The following is a 12,984-nucleotide window of genomic DNA, read 5'->3' as shown; positions in this document are numbered from 1 at the left end:
CGACGGTTGACGAGTCCGCCGACCCGGTCCCCACCGGGTCGGCGGACTCGGTATGCCGTGGGCATCAGTCGTTCGCGTCCCAGGAGGTAACCCCGGCGTGTTCGCCATCCGTCTGCCGGCGGACACCGTTGTCGCCGACACCGTCGTCCTGCCCGTCACCGCCGCGCGTGCCGGCGTCGACATCCGTATCGCCGCACCACCACAGCAACTGCACGTCGAGGGCGACCGGTCGGAGCTGGTCGCGTCCGCCGCCGCGCTGGCGGCCCGGACCGGCCACACCGGCGACCCCGGTGAGATCGAGGTACTGCACCGGCCACGGCTCGCCCCGTACCGGGTGGTGCTGGTCGGGGTCGGTGCCGGCGACGAGGCCGGCTGGCGGACGGCGGGTGCCGCCATCGGCGGGATGATCCGCCACGAGCAGGCCGTCGAGGTGCCGTCCGACAGTGCCTGGCTGGTCGCCGTCGGGCCCGATCCGACCACGGCACCAGGGTCCGAGACCGTTCCGGACGCGGTCCGGGGTTTCGCCGAGGGATGCTGGCTGGCCGGCTACCGGTTCGCCGTCCCGCCGCCGGGCGACGGCGCGGCGATCGCGTCGGCCCGGCCGCAGCCCGACCCCGGTCCGGCCGGTACGCCGCAGATCCTGCTCGCCGCCGAGTCGACCCCGGCGGTGGGGCAAGCGCTGCACACGGCCCGGGTCACCGCCGCCGCGACCCTGCTGGCCCGCGACCTGACCAACATGCCGTCCTCGGTCAAGAACCCGGCCTGGTTCGTCGACCAGGTGCTCGCCGCCGCGGCGACCCGGCCGGGGCTCACCGTCACCGTGCGCGGCCCGCGGGAGCTCGCCGCCGAGGGATTCGGCGCACTGCTCGCGGTCGGCGCCGGCTCCGCGTCCACGCCACGGCTGGTGGAGATCGACTGGGCACCGCCGGCGGCCCGCCGGCACGTGGTCCTGGTCGGCAAGGGCATCACCTTCGACACCGGTGGTGTCTCGATCAAACCTGTCGACGGCATGAAGCTGATGCGCAAGGACATGGGTGGTGCCGCCGCCGTGGTGGCCACCGCGCTCGCCGTCGCCGACCTGGCGCTGCCGGTACGCCTGACCGTGCTGGCCCCGCTCGCGGAGAACATGGTCAGCGGGAGCGCGTTGCGCCCCGGCGACGTGGTGCGCCACTACGACGGGCGGACCAGCGAGACCACCAACTCCGACGCGGAGGGGCGGCTGGTGCTGGCCGACGCGATCGGTTACGCGGTCAGCCGGTACGAACCGGACCACCTTGTCGATCTGGCCACGTTGACCGGCGCGAACGCCGTCGCGCTCGGCCGCCGGACGGCGGCCCTGTACAGCGACGACGACGCGCTTGCCGGACAGTTGCTCGCCGCCTCGGCGGCCGCCGGTGAGAACGCCTGGCGGATGCCGCTGCCCGGCGACTACGTCGAGTACCTGGGCAGTGAGATCGCGGACCTGTTCAGCGCGCCGGACCGGGGGGCCGGCTCGGTGGTGGCCGCCCTCTACCTGCGCGAGTTCACCGGTGCGCTGCGGGACCGCTGGGCGCACTACGACATGTCCGCGCCGTCCTGGTCCGACGACGAACATGCCGAGCTGACCCGGGGAGCGACGGGCTGGGGCGTACGGACGCTGGTGCGCTGGCTGGCCGCCGTCGACCCGCCCGCATGACCAGCCGTCCGGTCGGCGTGAGCGGCGTGAGCTGCGTGGCAGGCCGTCCGGTCGGCACAGTCGGCGTGGCCGGCCGACGTTCAGCGCCGGACCGCAGCCAGCAGCCCGTCGCCGGCCGGCAGCAGCGCCGGCACCCACTCGTCGGCCTCGCGGACGGCCTTGACCAGCTCGCGGATGGTGACCGTCTCGGCGTCGCGGGCGGTCGGGTCGCCGATCCGGCCGTCGGCCAACACGCCGTTGACCGCCAGGATGCCGCCGGGGCGCAGCAGCCGCAGCGCCGCGTCCACGACCGCGCCGTACTCGGCGCTGTCGCCGTCGACGACCACCATGTCGTACGCCGCGTCCGCCAACCGGGGCAGTACGTCGCGCGCCCGACCGGTGATGATCCGGGTACGCGAGGCGGCGAACCCGGCCTCCAGAAAGATCCGGCGGGCCATCCGCTGGTGTTCGTTCTCCACGTCGATCGTGGTGAGTACGCCGTCTGCGCGCATGCCCCGCAGCAGCCAGACGCCGCTGACTCCGGTGCCGGTGCCGATCTCGACGACCGCGCGGGCGTTGCCGGCGGCGGCGAGCAGCCGCAGGGCGGCGCCGGTGTCCGCGCTCACCGCCCGCAGTCCGACCTCCTCGGCCAGGCTGCGGGCGGTACGCAGCACCAGGTCCTCGGCGGCGTATCCGGCGACGAACTGGAGGGCCTGGGGTGCGGTCGTCCAGGCGGGGGGGCGGGTGACCGGGGTGATGGCGCACCTCCAGCGGGGGGTCGGGTGGCGGTTGCCGCTACGAGCGTAGAGCGCCGCCGCAGGTCCGACCCGCCCGGCCCGGAAACCCTTCGGCGACCGCTGAATGTTCCTCGATTTTCCGTGCAATCCTGGACGGTGAGCGATGTCGCCGTACGGACGGGTGCCGTCGCCCTGGGGGATGGACTGGGAGGCAATCGTGACCGACGGCGGTAACTGGCACCGGGCCGACGGGAACCCGGTGCCGGGGCACCAGCCGCCGGTCGGTGGCTGGCCGCAGACGCGACCACAGCTGCCGTCCGGGTCGACGGCGTCGCCGTGGTGGTCGGACGCGTTGCGGGATCCGTGGCGTGACCCGTACGCCCCGTCGGCGGTGGTGGTCGAGGTGCCGCCGGTCGGCGCGGGCACCGCCGGTGGGCCGGAGGTGGTGTCCGACCCGGATGCGACCGCCCGGCGCGGGCTCACCCCGCTGGTGATCGTGTCGGTGATCACCGCGCTGCTCGCCGGCAGCCTCGGCGGGGCGCTCGGGTTCGCCTTCGCGGTTCGCGGTGGGGCCGCGACCGGCGGTACGGCGCTCGGCGCCGGCCCGGGGGAGCCGCCCGGCCTGGCGCAACGTCCGGCCGACTCGTTCGCCGGTGTCGCGCAGCGGGTGCTGCCGAGCGTGGTCACCGTCCAGGTGAGCGGCGCCGCCGGGCAGAGCGTCGGTTCGGGGTTCGTGGCGACCGCGGACGGCTACGTGATCACCAACGACCACGTGGTGGGCGTCGGTGCCCGCGAGGCGGTGGTGCTGTTCAGCGACGGGTCGACGGCGGGCGCGTCGATCGTCGGGCAGGATCCGGAGTCCGACGTCGCGGTGATCAAGGTCGACCGGACCGGGTTGACCCCGGTCGAGTTCGGTGACTCCGACGCGATCGCCGTCGGTGACCCGGTGCTGGCCTTCGGCTCGCCGCTGGCGCTGACCAACACGGTCACCTCGGGCATCGTCAGCGCGATCGACCGGACGATCCGGGCGGGGGAGCCCGGCGGGCAGCAGCGCTACTACGCGGCCATCCAGACCGACGCGGCGGTGAACCAGGGCAATTCAGGCGGACCGCTGGTGGACGGGGCAGGCCGGGTGATCGGCGTCAACTCGGTCATCAAGTCGTTGGCCGCCGACGAGGAGACCGCCGGCAACATCGGTCTCGCCTTCGCCATCCCGATCAACCACGCTCAGCGGATCACCCTGGACATCATCAACACCGGGAAAGCGCGGCGGACCGTGTTCGGCGCCAACGTCACCGACGCGGCCGGCACGCCGGGGGCCGGCGTACGGCTGAGCGACGTCGTCGACGGCGGCCCGGCGGCTGCGGCCGGCCTACAGGCCGGCGACGTGGTGCTGCGCATCGACGGCCGCCCGCTGGACCAGGCGACCGATCTGATCGCCCTGGTGCGCAAGTATCCGCCGGGCGCGGTGGTCGCGGTCGACTACCGACGCGGTACGGAGAGCCGGTCGGCGTCGGTGACTCTGGCCGCCGACGCCAAGTAACAACCGGTCGGCCCTCCCGGACCGGCCCGCGACGTGCGTACTCTTGCCTTCGACGGCGGCGAGGGAGGCGACTTCGTGTTCGACAACCTGAACTGGTGGGAGATCGGGCTCATCCTGATGCTCGCCCTGTTGATCTTCGGCGACCGGTTGCCGCAGGTGATCTCCGACGGTCTGCGGATGGTGCGCAATCTGCGCAACATGGCTCGCAACGCCACCTCGGACCTCAGCCGCGAGCTGGGCACCGACATCCAGCTGGAGGATCTGCACCCCAAGGCGTTCATCCGCAAGCATCTGATCAGCGAGGAGGACGAGGCGGCGCTGCGCAAGCCGTTGCAGGGCGTCTACGACGACCTGCGGTCCGACATCGGTGGGGTGCGTGACGAGTTGCGCGACGTCGCGGCGGCGGCCGACCTGAAGTCGACGACGGCGCCGGCGCGCGACGCGGCCGTGCGGTCCGCGCCGGCAGCTACCGCGCCCGCCGCGCCCGCTAAGCCGGTCGACGTCGACGCCACCTGAGTCCGGCGGATCGAGGTGGCGGTCGGCGGCGGATCAGCGGCCGGCCGGGCGTAGCCCCAGCGGCTTGCCGAGCAACGACTCGCGTCGGACCGCCAACCGGTCGGCGACGCCGACGAGGGCCTTGGCGGCGGCGGCCGTCGGGTCGGCCAGCACGATCGGATTGCCCGCGTCGCCGGTCTCCCGGACCCGGGTGTCCAGCGGAATCTGCCCCAGCAGCGGCACCGCCGCGCCGACCGTCCGGGTCAACGACTCGGCGACGGTGGTGCCGCCGCCGCTGCCGAAGATCTCCATCCGCTCACCGGTGGGCAGCTCGAGCCAGGACATGTTCTCCACCACGCCGACCAGTCGCTGATGGGTCTGCAACGCGATGGCACCCGCGCGTTCGGCGACCTCGGCGGCCGCCGCCTGCGGCGTGGTCACCACCAGGATCTCGGCGTTGGGCAGCAGCTGGGCCAGGGAGATCGCCACGTCGCCGGTGCCCGGCGGCAGGTCCAGCAGCAGCACGTCCAGCTCGCCCCAGTAGACGTCGGCGAGGAACTGCTGCAACGCCCGGTGCAGCATCGGCCCGCGCCAGACCACGGCGGCGTTGCCGGCGGTGAACATGCCGATCGAGATGACCTTCACGCCGTGCGCCTGGGGCGGCATGATCATTTCCTCGACCCGGGTCGGCTTGCCCTGGGCACCGAGCATCCGGGGCACCGAGTGTCCGTAGATGTCGGCGTCGATCACCCCGACCGACAGCCCCCGGGCGGCCAGGGCGGCGGCCAGGTTCACCGTCACGCTGGACTTGCCCACCCCGCCCTTGCCGCTGGCCACCGCGTACACCCGGGTCCGGGAGCCGGGCTGGGCGAACGGGATCACCGGTTCGGCGCCCGCGCTGCCGCCGCGCAACTGCTCCTGCAGCGCCTTGCGCTGCTCCGGGCTCATCACCCCGAACTCGATCTCGACGCCGGTGACCCCGGAGACCCGGGTCACCGCCTCGGTGATGTCGCCGCGCAACTTGTCCTTGAGCGGGCAGCCGGCGACGGTGAGCAGCAGCTCCACCCGTACCAGGCCGTCGGCGCCGACCACGACGGAGCGCACCATGCCCAGCTCGGTGATCGGCCGGCGGATCTCCGGGTCGTTGACCGTGGTCAGGGCGGCATTGACGGCGTCGGTGACGGTGCTGGTCGGTGCGGACATGACCGCCATGCTACGTCGCGGTGACCGGTCAGCGCCGGTCGCCGTCGACCTGCTGCGGTCCCTCGAGCGGCCGGCGTTCCAGCCGGTGTCGGCGGTGTGCCTGTTCGTCGAGTTCCTCCGCGAGCCGGCTCAGCTCCGAGCGCAGGAAGTCACGGGTCGCCACCTCGCCCACCGCCACCCGCAGCGAGGCGATCTCCCGGGCCAGGTACTCGGTGTCGGCCTTCTGCATCGCTGCGCGCCGCCGGTCCTCCTCCAGCGAGACCCGGTCCCGGTCGGCCTGCCGGTTCTGCGCCAGCAGGATCAGCGGCGCGGCGTACGAGGCCTGGACCGACAACATCAGGGTCAGGAACGTGAAGGTGTACGGGTCGAAGCGCAGGTCCGCCGGGGCGAGGGTGTTCCAGGCGATCCAGCCGACGACGAAGACCGTCATGTAGACCAGGAACCGGGCGGTGCCCATGAACCGGGCGATCGCCTCCGCCCACTGCCCGAACGCCTCCGGGTCGTAGCGGGGCAGCGACAGCCGGCCAGGATCACGCGGCTGGTCCAGACGCACGGTCCGGCGGTGCTCAGCCATCTGTGCTCCCGTCGTCGAGCGGGGTGTCCCGGTCCCGCCAGTCCGCCGGCAGCGAATGGTCCAGCACGTCGTCCACGGTCACCGCGCCGACCAGCCGGTTCGTCGCGTCGACCACCGGCATCGCCACCAGGTCGTAGGTCGCCATCCGTCGGGTGATCTCCAGCAGCGGCGTCTCCGGCTGCAGCGGGTCGATGCCGTTGTCGACGACTCCACCGAGCAGTTCCGCCGGCGGCTCCCGCAGCAGCCGCTGGAAATGGACCACGCCCAGGTACTTGCCGGTCGGGGTGGCCATCGGCGCCCGGGCGACGAAGACCTGGGCGGCGATCGCCGGCGGCAGCTGCGGCTCACGGATGCGGGCCAGCGCCTCGGCTACGGTGGCGTCCGGGGTGAGGATGACCGGCTCGGAGGTCATCACGCTTCCGGCGGTGCCCGCCTGGTACTGCAGCAGCTGACGCACCGAGTCGGCCTCGTCGGGCTCCATCAGGTCCAGCAGCACGTCCTGCTCCGGCGGCGGCAGCTCGGCCAGCAGGTCGGCCGCGTCGTCCGGGTCCATCTCCTCCAGAACGTCGGCGGCGCGTTCCCGGTCCAGCGCGGTCAGGATCGCCACCTGGTCGTGCTCGGGCAGCTCCTCCAGTACGTCGGCGAGGCGTTCGTCGTCGAGCGCGGCGGCGATCTCGTGCCGGCGGCTGTCCGGGAGATCCTGCAGGGCGTTGGCCAGGTCGGCGGCCCGCATCTGGTCGAGTACGGACAACAGTCCGGCGGTGCCCTGGGTGTCCGGCAGCCCGATCAGCCCGCGCACCCGGTGCCAGTCCAGCTGGTGCAGGTGGCCGCGCCGGGTCAACCGACCGGTGATCTCCCGGACCGCGACCCGGGTCAGCGACCACTCGCCGATGCGGTTGGCCTCCATTGCCACGTCGACGACGGTGCCGGGGCGTTCGTCGGCGTCGAAGGCGACCCGCCGGTCCAGCAGATCCTCCAACACCAGCAGTTCGTTCGGCCGTTTCTCGAACCGCCGCAGGTTGAGGGTGCCGGTGCCGAGCAGCACCGACTCCGGGTCGACCGCGGTCACCCGGCCCATCGGGAGGAAGATCCGCCGACGCATCGGCATCTCGGCCACCAACCCGACCACCTGAGGGGGCCGGTTGGTGGTGCGTAGCCGTACCACCGCGTCCCGGACCCGCCCGACCTGGTCGCCGTTGGGGTCGAAGACGGCGAGCCCGGCGAGCCGGGCGATGTACACCCTGTTCGCCATAGTCACGGGCACAGCCTACGGGCCGTAGTGTTTCTTTCATGTCCAGCCTCGGCTACGAGATCGTCGACGTCTTCACCGACCGGCCGTTCGCCGGCAATCCACTCGCCGTCGTCTTCGACGCCCAGCAGCTCGCCAGCGACCAGATGCAGGCGATCGCCCGGGAGTTCAACCTGTCCGAGACCGTCTTCGTGCTGCCGGCCCGGGCCGCCGAAGCGAACTACCGGGTGAGGATCTTCACACCCGAGCAGGAGCTGCCGTTCGCCGGCCACCCGAGCGTCGGGGCGGCGGCGACCGCAGCCCGACGAGGGCTGGTGGCGGCCGGCACCGTCGTGCAGGAGTGCGGGGCCGGGCTGCTGCCGATCGAACTGTCCGAGGATGGTTACGCGGCGCTGCGTGGCGGTGAGCCGACCGTGGGGGCACCGCAGGATCCGGAGCCGCTGCTGGCCGCCGTCGGACTCGGCCCGGCGGACCACGCCGGTCCGGCGCCGCGTCGGGCCGGCTGCGGGCTGGAGTTCGACTACCTGTCCGTACGGCCGGAAGCCGTCGCCCGCGCGGTGCTCGACTCAGGCGCGGCGCAGGCCGCCGGGGTCGGGATGATCAGCGTCTTCTCCTGGGGCCCGGCGACCGGTACGGACCGTCCGGTGGCGCACAGCCGGGTGTTCTGCCCCGGTGCCGGCGTCGTGGAGGACCCGGCCACCGGCTCGGCCGCCCTCGGCCTCGGCGTGTGGGCGGTGGCCAGTGCCCTGCTGCCGGCCAACGGGCAGTCACGGTACGTCGTCCGGCAGGGCGCGGAGATCCATCGACCGTCTACCATGGACTGTACGGTGACCGCGTTGGGTGGGCGGGCCCGGGGCGCGACGGTCGCCGGCCATGTCGTACCGGTCGCGGCCGGCCAGATCGCCGTCCCGCCGTTCGTCGGCTGAGCTACCCGGCCGACCTCCCACGTCGCCTGATCAGCGGCGCCGCACCCGGTGCAGCCGGAACGGGCGCCGGGTGCGCCGGACGGCCGGGTTGGGCCGGGGCGGCGCGGCCAGGGAGTCGTCGGGCAACGTCGACCCGGCCGCGACCGGGCCGTCGGCCGGCGTGAGCCGGTACAGCCGGCACCGCGTCGCCCAGGCGCTGACCAGGTCGGCGGGGTTCTCGGCGGCGTTGAGTCGCTTCGCGGCCACCTGCGGAGCGACCGCGTCCCAGTCGGCGCTGCCCGGCTCGACCAACGCCACCTCCGCCGGCCAGGTCACGATCCGCCCGCCGTGGTCGCCGCGGAGCGTGACCGACGCAGGTTCGCCGGCCACCAGGTCGGCACCGGACTGCTCGCCGGCGCCGGTGACCAGGTACAGCGCACCGTCGACCGGATGACACCACATCACCCGGGCCGGTCCACCCGCCGTCGCGATCCAGGCGACCGACGCCTTACGGACCGCCTCGGCGATCAGCGGGGTCGACCCGGCGGGTTCGGGCGGGGCGGATTCGTCCTTGGTCACCCTGCCATCGTGCCGCAAACCCGCCGACCTGTCCGCTGCCGCGATCTGTGAGGATCGTGTCCCGTGTCCTCCGGTGCCCGCAACCCCGCCCCGGCCGGCCGGGGCGAACTGCTCGCCACCGGCGCCACGGCCATCGCCGTACTGGCCGTGTCGACGTCGGCACCGCTGATCGCGTTCGCCGCCGCGCCGGCACTGGCGGTCGCCTTCTGGCGCAACCTGCTGGCCACCGGCGCGGTCGCCCCCTTCGTGCTGGCCCGCCGCCGCCCGGAGCTGCGGGCGCTGGCCGCGCCGGTCGGCCGCCGCCAGCTCGGCTGGTGTGTCCTGGCCGGGGTCGCGCTCGCCGCGCACTTCGGCACCTGGATGCCGAGCGCCCAGCTGACCTCGGTGGCGACAGCCACCGCGCTGGTCGCCACCCAGCCGGTCTGGCAGGGCCTCATCGCGCTCGGGCAGGGCCGCCGCCTGCCGCTGCTGACCTGGGTCGGGATCGCGGTGGCGGTGCTCGGCGCGGCGCTCGCCACCGGTGCCGACATCGGCTTCGACGCCCGTGCCGTCGCCGGAGACCTGCTGGCACTCGCCGGTGCGATCTTCGCCGCGATCTACACCGCGCTGGGCGAGCACGCCCGGCGGACGGTCAGCACCACCACGTACACGACGATCTGCTACGGCGTCTGCGCGGTGGTGCTGCTGGTGGTCTGCCTCGCCGCCGGCGTACCGCTGACCGGTTTTCCCGGCTCCACCTGGCTCGCCGTGCTCGGCCTGGTGGTCGGGGCGCAGTTGCTCGGCCACTCGATGTTCAGCTACGCCCTGAACAAGATCCCGGCGACCACGGTCAGCGTGCTGATCCTGCTGGAGGTGCCCGGCGCCGCGTTGATCGCCTGGGCCTGGCTGGGGCAGGTGCCCCGGGCCGCCGCGTTGCCCGGCCTGGGGCTGCTGCTGGTCGGTGTCGCCGTGGTCGTGCTCGGCGGCACCCGGGTCCGGACGCCCCCACCACTGCCACCGGAGGCGGGCCCGCCGGAACACCCGCCGGCCTAAGCTGGACGTATGGGTGAGGTCCTCTCGGTGAACGTGGCGGTGCCCCGGCCGAACCCGGCGAAGCAGACCGGTGTCACCGGGATCGACAAACGACCGGTCACCGGCCCGGTCCAGGTGCACGCCCCGGGGCCGCGCGGCAGCGGCGGCCCGCCCAGCGGACTCGTCGGCGACCAGATCTTCGACACTCGCCACCACGGCGGTGACGACCAGGCGGTCTACGCGTACGCCCGGGAGGACCTCGACCACTGGCAGACCGCACTCGGCCGGCCGTTGCCGGCCGGTGTCTTCGGCGAAAATCTCACCCTGGCCGGGATCGACGTCAACGGTGCCCCGATCGGGCAGGAGTGGCTGATCGGCGACCAGCTGCGGCTGCAGGTCAGCGCGCCCCGGATCCCGTGCGGCGCGTTCGCCCACTGGATGGCCGAGCAGCGCTGGGTCGTCCGGTTCACCGAGGCGGTCCGGCCCGGCGCGTACCTGCGGGTAGTCGCCGACGGCCCGGTACGGGCCGGCGACCCGGTGACCGTGCTGGCCAGCCCGGACCACGACGTGACGGTCGCGACCGTGTTCCGGGCGCTGACCCGCGAGCCGGAGCTGCTGCCCCGACTGCGCCCGGCCACCGCACTGCCCTCGTCGGTCCGCGAGCTGGTGGACCGCCGTACCGCCCGGTGACCCGCGCCGCCGCGAGCACCGGCGCGGGTCAGTAGGCGGCGGTCGAGTTGCTCACCATCAGGAAAATGAAGCCGAAGTAGGCCAGGAACACCAGGGCGCCCAGTACGGCGAGGGCGACGCCGATCCAGCCGATGATCACGCCGGCCTGGGCGAGCCCCTCGCCCTGCTCCCCGGTACGCCGGATCTCGTCGCGGGCGCGGCGGCCCAGGACGATCGACACGATGCCGATCAGCGGGCAGCTGAACAGGCTGACCAGCGACACGATGAACGAGGCCAGGGCCATCGTGTTGGTCGGTGGCGGTGGGGCGTAACCGGGCCACCCGCCGGCCGGCGGGTACGGCTGACCCGGCGGGTACGGCTGGCCGGGGCCGCCCGGGTGGCCCGGCGTCGGCGGCTGGTCGGACTTGCCGGGATCTGAGTCGTACATCGTCTTCCCCTCACGATGGTCGGTGACACGATGGTCGGTGAACTGTGCGCACCGGCGTCACCCGGACGGACCGTGGACTACTGGTTCTGGCTGATGCTCGCGATGACGGCGATGGCGATCACGATGGAGGCGAGCAGCGAGATCCCGAACGAGATCCAGCCGGTGATCATCCCGGCGACCGCCATCCCGTCGCCCTGTTCGGGGCGGCCCTGCTCGGCGGCGGTGCGGATCTGCCGCCGAGCGGAGTGGCCGAGCAGCGCGCCGACGATGCCGATCAGGCCGGGGACGAAGTATCCACAGAGGCCGAGGATGCCCAGGATCCCCAGGACCAGCGCCGCGATCGCCCGACCGTTGACCGGGTTGGCAACGGCCACCGGGTAGGGGTAACCCGCCGGATAGCCCGGGGTGGCGTACCCGGCGCCCGGAGCGTACGCCTGCTGATCCGGGTACGCCGGGTAGCCCGGAGCGGCCGGCTGCCCACTGACCTGCCCGGCCGGGTCGTAGGAGCCGTACGGCTGCTGCTGACCCTGCCAGGAGGGGTCGCTCCAGTTGCCGGGCTGCTGGGGTTGGCTCATCACCGTAGGTCTTTCTGTCGAAGTGGCCGGTCGCCCGCGGTCGGAACGGACGGCGCGTCCGGCCGGAGCGCGGTGGCCCACTGTCGCAGCAGGCTGCGCGCACAGGGTAGACGGTCGCCGCCAACGCGCGGCTGCCGCACGTCGTTGCTCCTGACGACGCCAGCGGGCAGGATCAGCGCATGGGCTTTGACGCACGTACCGTGCTCCGTTCCAGCGCACCGACCCGACCGTCCGGTCCGTCCGCGCTCCCGGCGCCGGGCGCCGGGCCGGACGCCACCACCCGGGTCGGATCGGGCCCGGCCGACCCCGACGGGGTAACGGTGGCCGGCGGCCCCTGGCCGGAGCCGAGCAGCCTGCGGCTGGACGGGCGGGTCGCCCTGGTCACCGGCGCCGGCAGTTCGGACGGGATCGGGTACGCCACCGCGCGCCGGCTCGGTCAGCTCGGTGCCCGGGTCGCGATCGTCTCCACCACCCGCCGGATCCACGAGCGGGCCGCCGAGCTCGGCGCGACCGGTTTCGTGGCGGACCTGACCGACGAGGCCGAGGTGGGTGCCCTGGCCGATGCCGTCGCCGAGCAGCTCGGCGACGTCGAGGTCCTGGTGAACAACGCCGGACTGGCCAGCCGGGCGAGCCCGGAGGTGCTGCGCCCGGTCGCGCAGCTCAGCTTCGACGAGTGGCGGGCGGAGATCGACCGGAACCTGACCACCGCCTTCCTGTGCAGCCGGGCCTTCATCGGCGGGATGTCGGAGCGGGGCTGGGGCCGAATCGTCAACCTGGCGGCCACCGCCGGCCCGGTGAACGCCCTGCCGACCGAGGCCGGCTACGCCGCGGCCAAGGCCGGGGTGGTCGGGCTCACCCGGGCACTGGCGATGGAGCTGGTCGCCGACGGGGTCACGGTCAACGCGGTCGCCCCGGGGACGATCTACACGGCGGCGTCCACGGTGACCGAGCTCAAGCAGGGCATCGGTACGCCGATCGGCCGCCCCGGCACCCCGGACGAGGTAGCGGCGGCGATCGCGTTCTTCTGTTCGCCGGCCGCCTCCTACATCACCGGCCAGATGCTCGTCGTGGACGGTGGCAACAGCGTCCAGGAGGCCCAGTACCGCTGATCAGGGCGTTCCGAGCCCGGCGCTGCGGATGGTCACGACGAGCAGGCCGCAGCAGCACAGCAGGCCGACGACGGTGCCGAGGTAGCCGAGGAACAGTCCCCAGTCGGCCAGCGCCCAGCCGTCCGCACCGGTCCGCCGGATCTGGCGTTTCGCGAGGTGTCCGAGCACGATCGCGGCCGGGGCGAACACGAAGGCGCTGGCCAGCGTGAGGACCGCCAGCATGTTCAGACCCC

Annotated in this window: 15 protein-coding genes; 7 read left to right on the top strand and 8 right to left on the bottom strand. The window is 73.4% G+C overall.

From position 1 onward, the window contains the following. Positions 1–52: 52 nt before the first annotated feature. Positions 53–1,675, top strand: a complete 1,623-nt coding sequence (locus ACN28F_RS11800) for a leucyl aminopeptidase family protein (RefSeq protein WP_421357719.1) — start codon at positions 53–55, stop codon at positions 1,673–1,675. 80 nt (positions 1,676–1,755) lie between these two features. Here the strand turns inward: ACN28F_RS11800 and ACN28F_RS11795 are convergent, their stop codons facing one another. Beyond that, complete coding sequence (locus ACN28F_RS11795; RefSeq protein WP_289211130.1) at positions 1,756–2,328, bottom strand: O-methyltransferase; 573 nt, start codon at positions 2,326–2,328, stop codon at positions 1,756–1,758. A gap of 280 nt (positions 2,329–2,608) precedes the next feature. Here ACN28F_RS11795 and ACN28F_RS11790 point away from each other — a divergent pair, with 280 nt between their 5' ends. Both ACN28F_RS11790 and ACN28F_RS11785 read left to right on the top strand, forming a co-directional pair. Next, entirely contained in the window at positions 2,609–3,934 is a 1,326-nt protein-coding gene (locus tag ACN28F_RS11790; RefSeq protein ID WP_421357717.1) for a S1C family serine protease, read from the top strand. 75 nt (positions 3,935–4,009) lie between these two features. Then, on the top strand, positions 4,010–4,450 hold the full coding sequence (locus ACN28F_RS11785; protein WP_289208030.1) for a preprotein translocase subunit TatB: 441 nt from the start codon (positions 4,010–4,012) through the stop codon (positions 4,448–4,450). A 33-nt stretch (positions 4,451–4,483) separates the two neighbouring features. Here ACN28F_RS11785 and ACN28F_RS11780 read toward each other — a convergent pair whose 3' ends face one another. From ACN28F_RS11780 to ACN28F_RS11770, 3 genes are read right to left on the bottom strand one after another with little or no spacing between them, the layout of a single operon-like run. After that, a complete protein-coding gene (locus ACN28F_RS11780) occupies positions 4,484–5,632 on the bottom strand; it encodes a P-loop NTPase (protein ID WP_289208029.1) in 1,149 nt (382 codons plus the stop codon). Between the two features lie 28 nt (positions 5,633–5,660). After that, positions 5,661–6,206 (bottom strand): DUF1003 domain-containing protein, encoded by a 546-nt coding sequence (locus ACN28F_RS11775; RefSeq protein WP_289208028.1) that lies wholly within the window; start codon positions 6,204–6,206, stop codon positions 5,661–5,663. Continuing rightward, entirely contained in the window at positions 6,199–7,458 is a 1,260-nt protein-coding gene (locus tag ACN28F_RS11770; protein WP_421361357.1) for a magnesium transporter MgtE N-terminal domain-containing protein, read from the bottom strand. Before ACN28F_RS11770 ends, ACN28F_RS11775 begins: the two co-directional genes overlap by 8 nt. A gap of 38 nt (positions 7,459–7,496) precedes the next feature. Between ACN28F_RS11770 and ACN28F_RS11765 the strand changes: the two genes are divergently transcribed. Beyond that, the gene (locus tag ACN28F_RS11765; protein WP_421357714.1) at positions 7,497–8,381 is read left to right on the top strand and encodes a PhzF family phenazine biosynthesis protein; all 885 of its coding nucleotides are present in this window, start codon (positions 7,497–7,499) and stop codon (positions 8,379–8,381) included. Positions 8,382–8,411: 30 nt separating this feature from the next. On the opposite strand, the gene ACN28F_RS11760 is transcribed toward ACN28F_RS11765, so the two are convergent. Beyond that, positions 8,412–8,939: a pyridoxamine 5'-phosphate oxidase family protein gene (locus ACN28F_RS11760; RefSeq protein WP_421357712.1), complete on the bottom strand. Its 528-nt coding sequence runs from the start codon at positions 8,937–8,939 to the stop codon at positions 8,412–8,414. A gap of 63 nt (positions 8,940–9,002) precedes the next feature. Between ACN28F_RS11760 and ACN28F_RS11755 the strand changes: the two genes are divergently transcribed. Both ACN28F_RS11755 and ACN28F_RS11750 read left to right on the top strand, forming a co-directional pair. Next, a complete protein-coding gene (locus ACN28F_RS11755; protein WP_289208024.1) occupies positions 9,003–9,971 on the top strand; it encodes a DMT family transporter in 969 nt (322 codons plus the stop codon). Between the two features lie 9 nt (positions 9,972–9,980). Next, positions 9,981–10,640, top strand: coding sequence for an MOSC domain-containing protein (locus tag ACN28F_RS11750; RefSeq protein ID WP_421357710.1), 660 nt, complete (start codon positions 9,981–9,983; stop codon positions 10,638–10,640). Positions 10,641–10,668: 28 nt separating this feature from the next. On the opposite strand, the gene ACN28F_RS11745 is transcribed toward ACN28F_RS11750, so the two are convergent. Together ACN28F_RS11745 and ACN28F_RS11740 are read right to left on the bottom strand one after the other, a co-directional pair. Then, entirely contained in the window at positions 10,669–11,067 is a 399-nt protein-coding gene (locus ACN28F_RS11745) for a DUF4190 domain-containing protein (RefSeq protein WP_289208022.1), read from the bottom strand. Between the two features lie 77 nt (positions 11,068–11,144). Continuing rightward, a complete protein-coding gene (locus ACN28F_RS11740) occupies positions 11,145–11,642 on the bottom strand; it encodes a DUF4190 domain-containing protein (RefSeq protein ID WP_289208021.1) in 498 nt (165 codons plus the stop codon). A 179-nt stretch (positions 11,643–11,821) separates the two neighbouring features. Here ACN28F_RS11740 and ACN28F_RS11735 point away from each other — a divergent pair, with 179 nt between their 5' ends. Then, the gene (locus ACN28F_RS11735) at positions 11,822–12,751 is read left to right on the top strand and encodes an SDR family NAD(P)-dependent oxidoreductase (RefSeq protein WP_421357708.1); all 930 of its coding nucleotides are present in this window, start codon (positions 11,822–11,824) and stop codon (positions 12,749–12,751) included. Here ACN28F_RS11735 and ACN28F_RS11730 read toward each other — a convergent pair whose 3' ends face one another. Then, a complete protein-coding gene (locus ACN28F_RS11730; protein ID WP_289208020.1) occupies positions 12,752–12,973 on the bottom strand; it encodes a DUF4190 domain-containing protein in 222 nt (73 codons plus the stop codon). Positions 12,974–12,984: the final 11 nt, after the last annotated feature.

The sequence above is a fragment of the Solwaraspora sp. WMMA2101 genome (genome assembly GCF_049179175.1).
Classification (GTDB): Bacteria; Actinomycetota; Actinomycetes; order Mycobacteriales; family Micromonosporaceae; genus Micromonospora_E.
Note: the sequence above shows the minus strand (reverse complement) of the source record. Positions and strands in the feature narration are given on the sequence as shown.

Bases quoted from the DNA above. Each gene is read 5' to 3' on its own strand.
- ACN28F_RS11800 (WP_421357719.1), top strand. From the start codon at position 53: ATGCCGTGGGCATCAGTCGTTCGCGTCCCAGGAGGTAACCCCGGCGTG.
- ACN28F_RS11780 (WP_289208029.1), bottom strand. From the start codon at position 5,632: ATGTCCGCACCGACCAGCACCGTCACCGACGCCGTCAATGCCGCCCTG.
- ACN28F_RS11775 (WP_289208028.1), bottom strand. From the start codon at position 6,206: ATGGCTGAGCACCGCCGGACCGTGCGTCTGGACCAGCCGCGTGATCCT.
- ACN28F_RS11770 (WP_421361357.1), bottom strand. From the start codon at position 7,458: ATGGCGAACAGGGTGTACATCGCCCGGCTCGCCGGGCTCGCCGTCTTC.
- ACN28F_RS11765 (WP_421357714.1), top strand. From the start codon at position 7,497: ATGTCCAGCCTCGGCTACGAGATCGTCGACGTCTTCACCGACCGGCCG.
- ACN28F_RS11750 (WP_421357710.1), top strand. From the start codon at position 9,981: ATGGGTGAGGTCCTCTCGGTGAACGTGGCGGTGCCCCGGCCGAACCCG.
- ACN28F_RS11745 (WP_289208022.1), bottom strand. From the start codon at position 11,067: ATGTACGACTCAGATCCCGGCAAGTCCGACCAGCCGCCGACGCCGGGC.
- ACN28F_RS11740 (WP_289208021.1), bottom strand. From the start codon at position 11,642: ATGAGCCAACCCCAGCAGCCCGGCAACTGGAGCGACCCCTCCTGGCAG.
- ACN28F_RS11735 (WP_421357708.1), top strand. From the start codon at position 11,822: ATGGGCTTTGACGCACGTACCGTGCTCCGTTCCAGCGCACCGACCCGA.
- ACN28F_RS11730 (WP_289208020.1), bottom strand. From the start codon at position 12,973: ATGCTGGCGGTCCTCACGCTGGCCAGCGCCTTCGTGTTCGCCCCGGCC.